Source organism: Leptospiraceae bacterium, from assembly GCA_025059995.1.
Lineage (GTDB): Bacteria > Spirochaetota > Leptospiria > Leptospirales > Leptonemataceae > SKYB61.
This window is the reverse complement of the sequence record JANXCF010000001.1, coordinates 285,853-300,505: the sequence shown is the minus strand read 5'-3', so window position 1 is coordinate 300,505 and position 14,653 is coordinate 285,853. Positions and strand designations below refer to the sequence as shown.

The following is a 14,653-nucleotide window of genomic DNA, read 5'->3' as shown; positions in this document are numbered from 1 at the left end:
CTTTTCTTTTTCTCTTAGGCAGAAAAATTGTCTTAAGATGAAATCAAACCTACCAGAAAATCCCTTACAACTTCCTGATATAAGTGAGTCTCTCAAGCAAGGCATACGGATTGTTCCCGTTGAGTTAGAAAAACAAATGAAGTCGGCATATCTTGATTATGCCATGAGTGTGATTGTAGGGCGAGCTCTCCCTGATGTTCGAGACGGATTGAAGCCGGTCCACCGAAGGATACTCTACGCCATGCACGAACGCGCCTGGAGGCATGATCGTCCTTTTGTGAAATGCGCAAAGATTGTGGGTGAGGTCATTGGTAATTATCATCCACATGGTGATATGGCTGTATATGAGACGTTGGTTCGTATGGCACAGGATTTTGTGATGAATGTGCCATTGATTGAAGGTCAAGGGAATTTCGGTTCCATCGATGGTGATAACCCAGCCGCTTATCGTTATACGGAAGCACGACTCACGTTGGCAGCTGAAGAATTACTTCGTGATATTGATAAAAACACGGTTGACTTTGTTCCCAACTTTGATGATACACGAGAAGAACCCGTAGTTCTTCCTGCTGGGATTCCCAATCTCCTGATTAACGGCTCAAGTGGTATAGCAGTTGGCATGGCAACCAACATCCCACCCCACAATCCGGTTGAAGTTATAAGAGCCGTGAATGCTTTGATAGATAACCCCAATATAAGCATCAAGGAGTTAATGAAGATCATTCCCGCACCCGACTTTCCGACAGGAGGTATCATTATTGGTGATGAAGGGCTAAAAGCCGCATACACTCAAGGAAAAGGTTCCATCAAAATCCGAGCAAAAATCGAAGAAGAAGAGGACCCCAAACGCAAACGAAAATTACTTGTCATCAAAGAAATCCCCTATCAAGTAAGTAAAAAAGCAATATTAGAAAAAATTGGTGAATTAGTTCAAGAAAAGGTCATTGAAGGGATTATAGATATCAAAGATCTATCGGATAGAAACGGCATTCGCGTGGAAATAGAACTCAAAAAGGACATCAACATCCAAGTAGTTTTAAACCAACTTTACAAAATGACTCAACTTCAAGTGAGCTACGGGATCATCTTCTTGGCTCTTGTTGATGGACAACCAAAGATTTTAAATTTAAAAGAAATCTTAACTGAATATATCAAGCATCGTAAACAAGTCGTTTATCGTCGGACTCAATACGAGTTAGATGAAGCCGAAAAAAGAGCTCACATCTTAGAAGGATTAAAGGTTGCTTTGGATTTTATAGACGAAGTAATCAAAATCATTCGATCCTCTAAAACTGTTCAAGAAGCCAAAGAAAACTTGATGCAAAGATTTCAGCTAACCGAAATCCAAGCCAATGCCATTTTAGATATGAGATTACAAAAACTCACTTCTTTGGAAAGACAAAAAATCCTCGAGGAATTAGAAGAACTCAAAAAGAAAATCGAAGACTACAAAGACATCTTGTCCAAAGAAAGTAGGCAATACCAGATCATCAAGGAAGAACTAAATCAAGCATTAGAAAAAATCCAAAAAAATGGAGCCAAGAGACTGACCGAAATCAGCGGTAGCTCCGACGTCATCACCACATTTGACATAACAGATTTAATCCACGAAGAAGATGTGATTATCTCAATAACCAATGATGGTTTTATTAAACGAACCAATATAGACACCTTCAAAAGACAAAAACGTGGTGGGAAAGGAATCAAGAGCACCAATCTAAAAGAAGAAGATACCATTAGACTTCTTTATCATTCCTCCACTCACGAAACCTTACTTCTCTTTTCGAACAGAGGAAAGGTCTTTGCCTTGAAGGTTTACGAAATCCCTGATTCGACCAAAGAATCTCGAGGGAAATCTCTCAAAGCTCTCTTAAATTTAGCTCAAGAAGAAATGATCACATCTGTTTGTTCGGTCAAAGCGTTCCCAAAAGATCATTCATTGGTTATGATTACCAAAAAAGGGATTTTAAAGAAAACCAACTTAGAAATCTTCAAAAACGCTACAAAAAAGGGGATTATGGCTATCCAACTTAGAGAAGATGATGAACTTATGAATGTGATTGCCGTAGATCCCAAAAATGAAATCATCATAGCCACAAAAATGGGCTTAGCTCTTAGAACAAACATAAGTAAAATGAAGGATCAAGGAAGGAACGCTTCCGGAATTATTGGAATGAGGCTAAGTGATGATGATGTAATTATTGGAATGGATATCCTAAAAAAAGGTCAATACATCCTTGTGGTTTCTGAAAACGGATACGGAAAACTCATGGAAGAAAAACTTTTCTCTACAAAAGGTCGTGGTGGCAAAGGCATTCATTATATGAAAATCACAGAAAAGACTGGACATCCTGTTGCCATCAAGTCCTTAAATCGAACTGATGATATTTTTATCATCCAATCCAATGGAAAGATCATTCGTCTCTCAGCAGAAGAAGTTTCAGTTCAGGGAAGAAGTGCCAGTGGAATTAAGTTGATTGATGTTCCTCAAGGCGAGGACTCGGACGAAAAAGTTGTTGATGTAGCCGTGGTTTCGAGTTCCAAAAAATAAGCATGTGTTTTTCGGTTCGTATTCATAGTTCCATTGATGATATCATTAATCGCTTTCAGGTTCAGTTTTATGGAAGTTTGGACAGTCTGATACAAGGGGATCTTCTTGCTTTTACTCATCCCTATTTACCCGTAATCACTAAAGAAAAACCCAATGAGCTCTTGTTTTTTCGATGGGGGCTTATTCCGAATTGGGCAAAAAACGAGGAGATCGCAAAGCACACGTTGAATGCAAGATGGGAAACTCTTTCAGAAAAACCAGCATTCAAAGATTACACCCAAAATCGGTGTTTGATAATCGTGAATGGTTTCTACGAGTGGAAATGGTTAGACCCAAAAGGAAAAAGAAAGGAAAAGTACTACCTAACTTTACAAGAAAACCCTTCCGAACCTTTTGCTATCGGAGGTATTTATAACTTCTGGAAAAATCCCAAAACCAATCAACTAATTCCAACCTTTACTCTCATCACCCAACCAGCCAATAAACTCATGGAAGAAATCCATAATTCAAAAAAAAGGATGCCACTTTTGCTTACAAAAGAGACTGAAAGGGATTGGCTTTTAGGCAAAATCCATGAAGTTCCTGATGTAAAGCTGCAAGCAACCAAAATCCAAAAATCTACTTCCGAGAATTTTCAATTATTATGAACGAAAAATTATCTTTGACTTTATTCTCTATACATTGCTTGATGATTTTTTCACCTTTTTTGAAGAGCTCGATAGGACTCGTCAAGATTTGTTTTAGTTTTTTGTCAGGTATTACTTCCCAAACCCCATCTGAACATAAAAAAAAATTCTTTTTTTCCAGTGGTAAAGTTATTGATTGGAATTCTAACTTTTCAACATCAATGTTGGTTGTAATTGCTGATTTGAGGTAATTCCTCATTGGATGGAAAGGTACGTCTTCGTACTTTAAAAATCCTTTTTCAACTAAATCTATCACATGAGTGTGATCATGGGTAATCAACTCCAATTTTTGTTCATTCCAAGCATAAATCCTTGTATCTCCTACATGAAAAACATTCACATTTTCATTATTCACTAAAATAGAAGAAATAGTTGTTCCCATACCTTCTAAATCCGCTTTTGTTTTTACTTCAAAATTCAAAGACTGATGCATCTTTTGCAATATACCCAAATAATCTTTTTTTTGTAGAAGCTCTTTGTTTTCTTTTAGATCCTTCAAAACAAGGTAGCTAGCAACCTCTCCTCCTGGTCTTCCTCCAATACCGTCCGCAATCCCAAAAATCAATGGGGTTTTTTGCGAGAGCTCAATTTCCTCACATGTATCCATGCTTATGTTCGAAAGGATTCGATTATGAATTAGCAAACTATCTTCATTTTTTTTTCTTATACCTGCATTGGTAAAATAAAGAACTTTCATTTTATTTTTGATTTATGGGCTGAATCACGAGTTTTTGTTCATACGTAAATTCTTTTTGCTCAGGTTTATATAACTTGAATTCCCTATATTGGTTCTTTAAAAAATACCGGATTTGATCTGCATAAAATTCATTAAAAGGATTTCCACTGACACCACTTGGAATAATTCTTAAAGAATCATGAATTCTTCCTGGAAGTAGGATCAACCTTTCCGAAACACCAGAGCGAACTTTGTATGGGAACTTTTCCAAAGGAAAATCCATCATACTTACCGTCGAGAATGAACCTTGAGTTTCATAGGGTCCTCGATTGAAGATTTTTGCCATGAGGGGATTTCGACCAAAAGGATGCTGATACTCAAGCATGTGAACTTTTCCCCACTTCCATTCTTGAATGTTCTCGGAGTAGGCTTTGAGGGTTTCTATTGCCTCAAGGAAGCTCTTTTGAATTACGTCTTTTCTGGTTTCAGTTTGAGGAGTTTGAGGATGATCAAACCAAAAAGAAGTTTCATTTTTTAAAAAGATACGAAGTGCAGTGATAGGAATGAATTGTTTTTTTATGTAATACTTATAAAGCTTTTCCCCTAAATGAGGAAAGAAAGTATTGTAAACCATTTTTGATAACATCACATGAAAAACCGAAGATGCAATACTTTCTTTATTGGTTTCGTAATTCCAGTTTTTTAAGCTTTCAATGGCTTGTTTCGCTAAGGGATTTTGGGAAAGATCTAATGTTTCTAGGTCCTTAAGAAAAATGGGGGTCAATTCTTCGGCAATCAGAGCTTTCGAGTCAATTTGTAAATTTTTTATATCATCAATGGAGAATTTTTCTTTGGAATTGAGAACTTGTTTGATTCTTTCATACCGATCCGCATGATGATAATAATTTGAAATCACATAGGGATACTTTGAAGAATGTTTATTATTTGCTGTGGCTATCCATCCTTTTGCGGGGTTTCGTAATCTTGGGAGCTGATTTGAAGGAACATATCCAATCCATTCATATTGACCATTCCAACCTGGCATAGGAAGTAGTCCACTAAATCCAATTCGTATGGGAATTCCCACTGCTGCTGTGAATCCTATGTTTCCATCTTTGTCGGCATATACCCAGTTTTGTCCTGGTGTTCGAAAAAACTCAGTCGCTTTTTCTAAATCATCAATGTTTTTGGCTTTGTTTGCAATGTATATCCCAATGGCAGAAAGAAAATGATCATATGCTGTCCAACGCATGCTGAAAACTTCTTCTGTTTGAATTGGATATATGAAATTGATGATGGGACCCCGATGGGTTTTATAAATGAAAAACTCTTCTTCTTGCGTTTGACCATCTTTTGTTGTTTTGAATATTTTTTTTTCAATCGCAAAATCCCTGTATTGTCCACGAAAGAGATACTGTTGAGGATTATTGGGATTGACTTGTTCAATGTAAAAATCGATATCATCTGCCATCACGTTTGTGTATGCCCATGCGACGTTTTCATTGGCTCCAACGATAACAAAGGGTATCCCTGGAAGTAAAACCCCTGATACATTATACTCTGGTGTAATCAGTTGAGCCTCATACCAAATTCCTGGAATACGGAATGCCAAATGCATATCACTTGCCAAGATAGGAGTTCCTGTTTCTGATTTGGAAGGAGAAATGACCCAGTTATTGGAAGCCCCGATTTCGTGGTCACCAAAAAACTCTCTGGTTTGATAAAACCATTCCAGAAAAGTCAATATTGTTTCATTGGTCGTTTTTTTATTTTGATTTTTTGTGACTTCTAAAATCTCACCCTTTTGAGGAAGGTAATCAGGAAAAAGTTCTTTAGCTCTTTCTAAACCAAACTGCTTTGCAATCAAGTAATGAACAATCTCAACATCATAACCCGTATTCAAATCAAAGCTCATGTAATAAAACACGGCAACACTGTCCGTAGGAGTCCAAAGTTCTGGTTTGTATCCCAAAAGAGTAAATTCTATAGGAAGGCGGTTCTCTTTGATGAAGTGATTTACTCCATCAGAGAAGCTTTTGATTAAGCTTTTGATGTCTTCGGGGTATGCTTCCCACATCTCGTTTAAACTTTTGCCTGATGTGATGGTTAAAAAAAACTTATCCGTAGGTATCAATGCTGAACCTAAAACTTCGGAAAGTCTTCCTTGCACAGCTCTTCGGATTAAATCCATTTGAAAAAGACGATCTTGTGCCATCGCATAGCCAATCCCAAAAGCCAAGTCGGTTTCATTTTCTGCTTTTACAATAGGCATTCCAAATTTATCCCGATAAATCGTAATGGTATCTCGTATTCGATCACTATAGATTTTTCCTTCATAGTTTGGTAGAGTGAATTGTATGAATATAAAAACAGCAGAAAGAATTACTATGAGTAAAAGAAAAACTAATCTAAAAAAGATTTTAAACATGCTGTAATGAAAATCATTTTTATTTTCTTGTCAATTATTAAGCAATACAATACATTTTCCTTAAGAAGGAGAATAAAAATGAACAATCAAAATCACTTAGAAAGCAAACTTAATGAAGACTCCCTTTCAGAAACATTAAAGTTCAAATTCATTCGAAGATTTTTGAAATTTCGATATATGCTACATTTATATTATTATATTATATTGTTGCAATCTCAACAAATAATCATTTTTTACAAAGATGTTTTTATCTCAGATAAAAACTAGGTATCAAAATTTGATGAGAAAAATTTTTTCTAACTATACTCGAAGTATATTCAACTATCAAGAAGAGTTTTATAATAGCAAGCTAATAAATAAAAACAACATATCCCCTTAAGAAGAAATTTATGATTTTACTTGGCAATACTTGACAAAGAATACTCTATACGAAAGGTGATAGACATGCAGGAAATAAAAACAACCACACGTGAGAATAATTTATTTAACAATTATGATGAAGTCATGTCGAAATTTACTTACTTTCTAATCAACTTTCGATACTTGATTTCTTCTTTCTATATCATAGGCATAACAATCAGTTTTCAATCAATACCAATAAATCATGCTATTGCATATTATACTGTTGCAGGAATCATGTTAGCTACGAATTTCGTTTACTCTAAAATAATAAAAAATCAAAAATTTAACAAAAGATATACTACGATAAACCAAATGAATTATCTTATCACCCTAATAGACATTGTTCTAACTTTCATTGTTTATTCCATAATAGTTTTGGAAAATAATATTGAGGCTGCTGACTTTTGGAAAACTCCTATACTCCACACAATACCTATTCTTTATATTTTTTTTGGTAGTTTATATTCTTCAAATAAGACTCAATCATACCTTGTCGGTTCAGTAACCTCATTTTTTGAAGCTGTTTTGTTTGGTCTTACTAACTTTTATGCAGGAGTTACTTTTACAAAAGATAATCAACTTGCATCTCAACCAGGATTTGTCGCTTGGGTTCTACCCATTTTATTGATTGCATTTTATATAATTTTTACTATCATTTTTACAAGCTTTTCAAGTTTGTTTAAAAACTTATTTCAATCGTTGATTTACAACCAAACTATGCTTAATTCAAAGATGAAACAGATTGAGGAAACTAATCAGAAAATTACTTCTGACTCAACAGCTATGGGCGAGTATATTGACTTTATTGCAAGTTTCTCCAATAAGTTCATGAAGGAAATCCAAGATCAAAGTGCTTCCATCCAACAAATTTCTGCTACTATGGAAGAATTATCTCAAACCTCCATTAAAACCACAGAAATGATCTCCTACCAATACCGAATGATTGAAGAACTAAAATCTCATACCTCATCTCTCGAAAAGGTTCTTTCTGAAGTTAATAAAAGCTCCCTCGAACTCTACCAAGAAATCCTCAAAGCCAAAGAAAAGTCATCAGAATCCAAAACTGCTTCTGAAAATTTAAAAAGAATCATGGATACTCTCAAAAACTCCTTTCAAAAAGTAAATGAAGTCAACACTATCATGAAAGAAATCGCCGACAGAACCAATCTCCTTTCTCTCAATGCCTCAATTGAAGCCGCAAGAGCTGGTGAACATGGGAAAGGCTTTGCTATCGTGGCTCAAGAAGTCAACAAACTCGCAGAAAACAGCATGGAAAACGCCAAAAATATAAGCAAAATCATCAAGGAAAGTTCCCAAAATCTCCTCGTTGGGGAAAACAGCGTCAACATCACCACCAACCTTATTGACATTCAAAACCAAAATTTACAAACTACTATTCGGTTTTTCGAACAGCTCAAAAACCACATCCAAAATCAAATTCAAATCAATCATAAATTCATCCAATATCTTGATGAAATCTACAAAGTAGGCAAAGAAATCGAAAGCTTTTCAAAAGAACAAAATCGAGGTGTAGAAGAAATCACCAAAACTTTATCTGTTATGGAAAAATCCATCCAAAAGATCGTGCAAAAGTTCATAAATTTAAATGACCAAATCCATAGCCTAAAAAATTTATCTGAAAATTTGAAAAACTTCGTAATGAATAATCAACAAAGGTAGTGTATGAATAACCACCAACTCTTCTCTGAAAAAGAAGTGGAAGTTTCGGATGCTTTAGCACACAATCTCACGGAAGAAGAGTTCAAGGAAATAAAAAAGCTCTTAGGTAGAAACCCCACTTTTACAGAGTTAGGGATTTTTTCTGGAATGTGGTCCGAACATTGTAGTTATAAAAACTCAATTTTAGTTCTGAAAGAACTACCCAAAGAGTCTGCCAGAACTGTCGCAAAAGCCGGAGAAGAAAATGCCGGAGCCCTAGATATTGGAGATAATTTAGTTGTAGTTTTCAAAATCGAATCCCACAATCATCCAACGGCAGTAGAACCTTTCCAAGGCGCGGCAACGGGTGTGGGAGGTATCATGCGGGATGTCTTTACTATGGGGGCAAGACCACTTTGTTCGTTAAATTCTTTACGTTTTGGTCCTCCTGAACAACCCAAAAATCAATACTTATTTCGAAGAGCTGTTGAAGGGATTGCTTTTTATGGAAATTGCTTAGGGGTTGCCGTTGCTGGTGGAGAAGTTTTTTTCGATCCATCTTACACGAAAAACTGCTTAGTGAATGCCATGACGGTGGGAGTTGCCTTCAAACACCAACTAGCAAAAGCTAGAGCTTCTGGCATTGGAAATCCTGTTTTTTACGTGGGAGCTGACACTGGTCGAGATGGCATTCATGGTGCAAGTTTTGCCTCCCAAGAACTTAACGAAAAAACACAAACCCAAAGAAGTGCTGTTCAAGTTGGTGATCCCTTTAAAGAAAAACTCCTCATGGAAGCAACGTTAGAAGCGATACGTAGTGGTGCGGTGATTGGCATTCAGGACATGGGAGCTGCGGGATTATCATCAAGTAGTTCAGAAATGGCTGCAAAAGGAAACGTGGGAATCGATTTATTTTTAGACAAAGTTCCTCTTCGAGAAAAAGGCATGATTCCTTATGAAATCATGCTCTCAGAATCGCAAGAACGAATGCTTGTGATTGTGGATAAAGATAAAAAAGACATAGTAAAAAAGATTTTCGATAAGTGGGGTCTTCATTCCGAAGAAATAGGAGTTGTCACCGATACAAAAAGACTTCGAGTGTTTTTCCAAAACAAACTCTATGCTGATATTCCCGTTCATGCATTATCCACCGAAGCTCCGAAATACAAAAGAGATACGCAAAAACCACCACATATCGAAGAAGCCCTCACATGGAACGAAAAGGAACTCACTATTCCTGACGAGAAAGAATTAGTTGAAATTTTTTATAAAATCTTAAAAACACCCAATGTTGCTTCGAAAAGACCTGTATATGATCAGTATGATCAAGAAGTGGGGCTTGTTCGCGTGCAAGGTCCTGGTGGTCAAGGTGGTTTAATCAGAATCCCAGCAAATCTCATAGAAGATTTGGAATTGGAGAATGAATCTTATATTAAGTCAATAAAACTTTCGAAAGAAGAAAAAGAGAGAATTTCTCGAAAGGGAATTGCCGTAAGTGTTGATTGCAATCCTCGCTATGTTTACTTAAATCCTTACGTTGGAGCACAACTGGCTGTTTTCGAATCTGCAAGAAACGTTGCTGTGTTGGGTGCAGAACCCATTGGGATTACCAACAATCTGAATTTTGGCAATCCCTACAAACCCGAAAATTACTACATGTTTGAGCAAAGTGTGAAAGGTATGGGGGATGCATGTAGGGTTTTAAACATTCCTGTTACAGGGGGCAATGTTTCTTTTTATAACGAAAGTGATGAAGGGGTGATTCTACCCACGCCGACGATTGGGATGGTGGGAATCATGGAGGATGTTTCTAAAGCTATTCAGCCTTTTTTTCGAAAAGAAGGTGATCAGGTGATCTATCTCGTTGGTAAGTTTGAGCCCACTTTTGGAGGTTCTGAGTATTTATATCTAATGAAAAATCAAATCACCGGAAAAATCCCCGATGCATATCCAGAAATCGAAAAAAAGTTGATTGAATTTCTTTTGTATTGTTTCAAGAAGGAATGGATCTTATCCGCAGGGGATCTTTCTTTAGGAGGGCTTTCCGTGATTTTATTCCGAATGGCTTACCATAGTTGGAGTCAATCTTTTACTCCATTTCTTCTTGATGTAGAAGTATTAAATGAATTTTATAAAATTTTTAAACGTTGGGATAAAATCTTTTTCGGAGAAACCAGTGCTTCAATCATCATTAGCCTCAAGAGAGCTAATGAAAAACATATCCAAGAATTATTAAATAACTTGGATTTACCCTATTGGAGGTTGGGAGAAGTTAATCCAAACCTACAAATGATTGACTTTGGAGTTTTTAAAGCAGAGATTCAAAAATCGATTGATTCTTTCGAAAAACCCTTACAATCAGTCTTTTATCACTATTAACTTTTTATAATCATCAATCAGAATAAACTTTTTTCTAATGATTTAGCATTCTGATTTTATTAAATTTTTTTGTAAAATTTTTTTACTTTTTTATGCTTGAGAAATCGATCAAAGAATTTGCTAATGTGCTTTACGTCGTATGTATTTAAAATCATTTAAACTACTTTACTTTTTGTTTTGATGTGGAAAACTGCAATTTATGAGAAAAACAAGAATCCCTTTAATTGCTGCGAATTGGAAGATGTATAAAACTCCTAAAGAATCCCTTCAATTTTTGTTGGAATTACAATCTATTTTGAAGCCTACAAAATCAGAAGTTCTCATTTGTGCTCCTTATACCTCATTACTTATGTTGAACATGTTTACAACACCTCAAATCAAGATTGGTGCACAAGATCTGCACTGGGAAGAAGAAGGAGCTTACACAGGAAAAGTCTCGGCAAAAATGATCAAAGACTCAGGATGTGATTACGTAATCATTGGACACTCAGAACAAAGAACCTATTTCTATGAAACTGATGAAACCGTAAACAAGAAAATTCGAAAAGCTCTTGAACACAATTTAACCCCGATTGTTTGTGTGGGAGAAACCCTAAAAGAACGTGATGAAAACCAACACATGATGGTTGTAGAAAGGCAAGTTATCAAAGCATTTGAAAACATCAAAGACATAAAAGAAACAGTGATTGCTTACGAACCTGTATGGGCAATCGGAACGGGAAGAAACGCCACACCCGAACAAGCCCAAGAAATGCAGAGTTTTATTCGTGAGATTATAAAAAAACTATATGGTCAAGATAAAGCAGAGAAAATGAGAATCCTTTATGGGGGAAGTTTAAAACCTGAGAACGCAAAAGAAATCTTTTCCCAACCCGATATTGATGGAGGCTTGATTGGAGGAGCTTCGCTAAAAGTAGACTCTTATCACAAACTTATCTTAGCATACGAAGAACTATTGTAATTCAATTGTTTTTCGATAACCAGTCCTTCCATCATAGAAATAAAGCTTATCGTCTCTTCGTGTAATTGTGATGGGAGGTAATTTGGGCTTAAAAAAGATTTTGGTAATGTTATTCCAGTAGCTGTCATTTGGTTCGATAAAAACAAAGTGGTTGAGGGTCTGATGTTCTTTGAATTCAAATTCTCTTTTGAAGAAAGGTGTGGTAAAAACATTCATTCCATAGCCAAAAAAACTAAAATTTTCAATAAAATTCACATAACGAAATAAACTTCCATAATAAGACAAACCAGGATCATTTTGTAAGAAAGTAAGTTGAGAAGTTAAAAAAGGGATCACCTCGATTTCATACATTGGAATTTCTGATTGGTAGAAAAAATACAATATAAAGACATTCCTTGAAAAGTTTGGATAGACTCTTGCTTTTTGGATTAACTCCTCATTGAGGATGTTTATTATTTGTTCTTTCTCGATCTGAAAATTTTTATCAGCTAAAGAAGAAAAATCAAAATGAATCCATACTACATTTTTTTGAGCTTTATAGCTTTGGTAATTTTCATAAGAAAAATTTATAAACTTTTTAAACAAATCATAACCTTGATGATTTTCTTCTTCATATCTGAGGAAGACCTCACAGCCAATATCCAATTTTGGAATGTTTCTGGGGCGAAAATAATTTTGCTTTCCATCAAATCCTATGCATATAGTCCTGTAGTAATTTTCTGTGAAAAAAGTAAAAAAACTTTTAGGCTTGATTGAAAGTTGATCTTTTGTATAAAGTGACACTTCAAAAGACGAAAGGTTATAAATTAGACCAAATAAGGTGTGATCGATTCTTTCAGAAATTGAAATTGAAAGATTTTTATTTGGAACCGGTTTTTTTGGCAGATTGATTGTGATTATAAAGTAGTGAAAGTTGTTTTTTACTATGATTTGAGTTTCATTCTGATTAGGTTGATACTTTCCTTCGCTTCTTTCAAACAAATTGAAGTTGTTAAGATCATTCCCCAATACGGTATTTTCACCATCTTGATCTTCATCTGAAAGAAAATGCAATCCATACAATCCATAGATAAACAATATGTCTCTTGTTTCGTAAAAAAGCTTTTGCTTCATTCTTAAAAAATCAGAGTTCTTTAAATAGAAATAGGTGAACATCCAAACAGAAAGGGGAAAAAACAAAAAAATTAAAAAAGGCAAAAGGATGATTCTTTTTGCTCGTTTGAATTCAAAATTTATTACTAAAACATAACCTATGATAGCTGTAGTCAATATCAAGCCAAGTAGCACCAGCAAATAAGAAAAAAATTCTTGATAATAAACTTTTATAGAGAAAAGAAATATAAGATTAAAAATCAAAATCAAAAGAAACCAAAACGGATAATGATATGACTCATAATAAATTTGAAGTCCTACTCTTCTTCTTGCCTGTAAATACAAATAAAACAAAAACGTTAAATAAAAGAACCAAAGATAAAATTCCCACCAAACAAAAGTTTTCGACAAAAGAAGATACAATGACTTCAACAATCCATAAGAAAGTAAGCTGGCTGTGATAACAAAACCACCATTAAGACCATAAAACAATGGGATAATTAAAACGACCACAAACGAAATAATCAAAACGAAAATCAAAACCATCAAAGAAGAAGGACTTTTCAATAAATCCAAAAACCCAATTTCCATTACAACCCAGTCAAAATAAGGAAAAACTACTAAAAGAAATGCGAGGATAGCGGGTATCGAATATTTCCACAGTTCTTTTAACCTCAAAGAGACAGCTGAGAAAACTTTAGAAACAAAATAAATTCCATCCAAAACAAAAAATAAAATCAAAGAAAAGGACCACGAAAGCAAAAGATACCCAAAGAAAAGCTCAAAATCTAAAACAAAAAGATTTCGATGAAATAACCACTCTGAAAGGAAAACCAAAACCAAGAAAAAAGAAATAATTACAACAATTTCCCAACGATAGCGAATGTATTTTAAATACCTCACTTCTCTATTTATCGTAATATTTAAAAAAACCTACGATTGTTTTTCATAATCTCAAAACAAGTCAATATTAAAAAATAAATTGACTTTAAACAGTGGTTTTTCTTATTTGGATGTATGAAATCATTAACCGCCCAGGATTTTCAAAAAGAAGTCATAGAAGCTTCTCATCAAGTTCCAGTTTTAGTCGACTTTTGGGCAGAATGGTGTGCTCCGTGTAGAATCCTAAGTCCTGTATTAGAGAAATTAGAACGTGAATACCAAGGAAAATGGAAATTAGCCAAAGTAAATACTGATTATGAACCCGAATTGGCAATGAAGTTTCGTGTAACTGGTATTCCTCATTGTGTTCTCTTCAAAAACGGAAAAGCAGTTGACTCATTTACAGGAGCACTTCCTGAGCCCCTTATTAGAAAATTTCTCGATAAACATATTCCCAACGAAGAAAGGGATTATTTCGTAAAAGAACTACAATCAAACGTTCCAGAAAAAATCAAAAATGCTGTATCAAAAATCATAGAGAAAAAAATTGATGGAACAGAAGTTTCTTTTCATCTATGGAAATCTATGAGCATATATATTGCAGAAAAAGATATTGATATGGTCAAAAAAATCTTAAACTACTTGATAGAACGAAAAGCTGAATATGCCTCCTCTGCAACATCTCTATTGGATTATATAAAAAAACACGAAGACCAAGAATATTTTTGGGAATACTTAAATAAATTCATTCATCTTTTTGGAAACGAAAACCAACAAAGGGAAACCTTAGAGTTTTTCTACCAATTAATTGAACAAAACCTCAGTCGAAAAATGGAACTTAAAGATCACTTGGTGACTTGTTTTAATATTTTAGGACAGAATCATCCCCTCTCGAATGAATACAGAAAAAAACTGTCTCGACTTCTTTTTTAATTTT

The 14,653-nt window shown here is 34.9% G+C and carries 10 protein-coding genes; 7 read left to right on the top strand and 3 right to left on the bottom strand.

The window, feature by feature from the left end:
* Positions 1-37 precede the first annotated feature (37 nt).
* Both gyrA and NZ853_01415 read left to right on the top strand, forming a co-directional pair.
* Positions 38-2,551, top strand: a complete 2,514-nt coding sequence (gene gyrA / locus NZ853_01420) for a DNA gyrase subunit A (GenBank protein ID MCS7204337.1) — start codon at positions 38-40, stop codon at positions 2,549-2,551.
* A 2-nt stretch (positions 2,552-2,553) separates the two neighbouring features.
* The gene (locus NZ853_01415) at positions 2,554-3,198 is read left to right on the top strand and encodes an SOS response-associated peptidase (GenBank protein ID MCS7204336.1); all 645 of its coding nucleotides are present in this window, start codon (positions 2,554-2,556) and stop codon (positions 3,196-3,198) included.
* Here the strand turns inward: NZ853_01415 and NZ853_01410 are convergent.
* Positions 3,170-3,934 carry a protein phosphatase 2C domain-containing protein gene (locus tag NZ853_01410; GenBank protein MCS7204335.1) on the bottom strand — a complete coding sequence of 255 codons (765 nt, stop codon included), beginning with the start codon at positions 3,932-3,934 and terminating at the stop codon, positions 3,170-3,172. The genes NZ853_01415 and NZ853_01410 overlap by 29 nt on opposite strands.
* A 1-nt stretch (position 3,935) precedes the next feature.
* The gene (locus NZ853_01405) at positions 3,936-6,341 is read right to left on the bottom strand and encodes a penicillin acylase family protein (protein ID MCS7204334.1); all 2,406 of its coding nucleotides are present in this window, start codon (positions 6,339-6,341) and stop codon (positions 3,936-3,938) included.
* A 78-nt stretch (positions 6,342-6,419) separates the two neighbouring features.
* Here NZ853_01405 and NZ853_01400 point away from each other — a divergent pair, with 78 nt between their 5' ends.
* From NZ853_01400 to tpiA, 4 genes are all read left to right on the top strand, one after another.
* Positions 6,420-6,608, top strand: coding sequence for a hypothetical protein (locus NZ853_01400; protein ID MCS7204333.1), 189 nt, complete (start codon positions 6,420-6,422; stop codon positions 6,606-6,608).
* A gap of 177 nt (positions 6,609-6,785) precedes the next feature.
* Positions 6,786-8,423: a methyl-accepting chemotaxis protein gene (locus NZ853_01395; GenBank protein MCS7204332.1), complete on the top strand. Its 1,638-nt coding sequence runs from the start codon at positions 6,786-6,788 to the stop codon at positions 8,421-8,423.
* A gap of 3 nt (positions 8,424-8,426) precedes the next feature.
* Positions 8,427-10,781 (top strand): phosphoribosylformylglycinamidine synthase subunit PurL, encoded by a 2,355-nt coding sequence (purL, locus tag NZ853_01390; GenBank protein ID MCS7204331.1) that lies wholly within the window; start codon positions 8,427-8,429, stop codon positions 10,779-10,781.
* A gap of 199 nt (positions 10,782-10,980) precedes the next feature.
* Positions 10,981-11,742: a triose-phosphate isomerase gene (gene tpiA / locus NZ853_01385; protein ID MCS7204330.1), complete on the top strand. Its 762-nt coding sequence runs from the start codon at positions 10,981-10,983 to the stop codon at positions 11,740-11,742.
* Here the strand turns inward: tpiA and NZ853_01380 are convergent.
* Positions 11,734-13,737, bottom strand: a complete 2,004-nt coding sequence (locus NZ853_01380) for a hypothetical protein (protein ID MCS7204329.1) — start codon at positions 13,735-13,737, stop codon at positions 11,734-11,736. The two genes, tpiA and NZ853_01380, sit on opposite strands and share 9 nt — an antisense overlap.
* 114 nt (positions 13,738-13,851) lie before the next feature.
* On the opposite strand from NZ853_01380, the gene trxA reads away from it, so the two are divergent.
* Positions 13,852-14,649 (top strand): thioredoxin, encoded by a 798-nt coding sequence (gene trxA / locus NZ853_01375; GenBank protein MCS7204328.1) that lies wholly within the window; start codon positions 13,852-13,854, stop codon positions 14,647-14,649.
* The last annotated feature ends 4 nt before the right edge of the window (positions 14,650-14,653 follow it).

What these genes read in the sequence shown, in the direction of transcription:
- gyrA (MCS7204337.1), top strand. Translation starts at nt 38, where the DNA reads ATGAAATCAAACCTACCAGAAAATCCCTTACAACTTCCTGATATAAGT.
- NZ853_01415 (MCS7204336.1), top strand. Translation starts at nt 2,554, where the DNA reads ATGTGTTTTTCGGTTCGTATTCATAGTTCCATTGATGATATCATTAAT.
- NZ853_01410 (MCS7204335.1), bottom strand. Translation starts at nt 3,934, where the DNA reads ATGAAAGTTCTTTATTTTACCAATGCAGGTATAAGAAAAAAAAATGAA.
- NZ853_01405 (MCS7204334.1), bottom strand. Translation starts at nt 6,341, where the DNA reads ATGTTTAAAATCTTTTTTAGATTAGTTTTTCTTTTACTCATAGTAATT.
- NZ853_01400 (MCS7204333.1), top strand. Translation starts at nt 6,420, where the DNA reads ATGAACAATCAAAATCACTTAGAAAGCAAACTTAATGAAGACTCCCTT.
- NZ853_01395 (MCS7204332.1), top strand. Translation starts at nt 6,786, where the DNA reads ATGCAGGAAATAAAAACAACCACACGTGAGAATAATTTATTTAACAAT.
- purL (MCS7204331.1), top strand. Translation starts at nt 8,427, where the DNA reads ATGAATAACCACCAACTCTTCTCTGAAAAAGAAGTGGAAGTTTCGGAT.
- tpiA (MCS7204330.1), top strand. Translation starts at nt 10,981, where the DNA reads ATGAGAAAAACAAGAATCCCTTTAATTGCTGCGAATTGGAAGATGTAT.
- trxA (MCS7204328.1), top strand. Translation starts at nt 13,852, where the DNA reads ATGAAATCATTAACCGCCCAGGATTTTCAAAAAGAAGTCATAGAAGCT.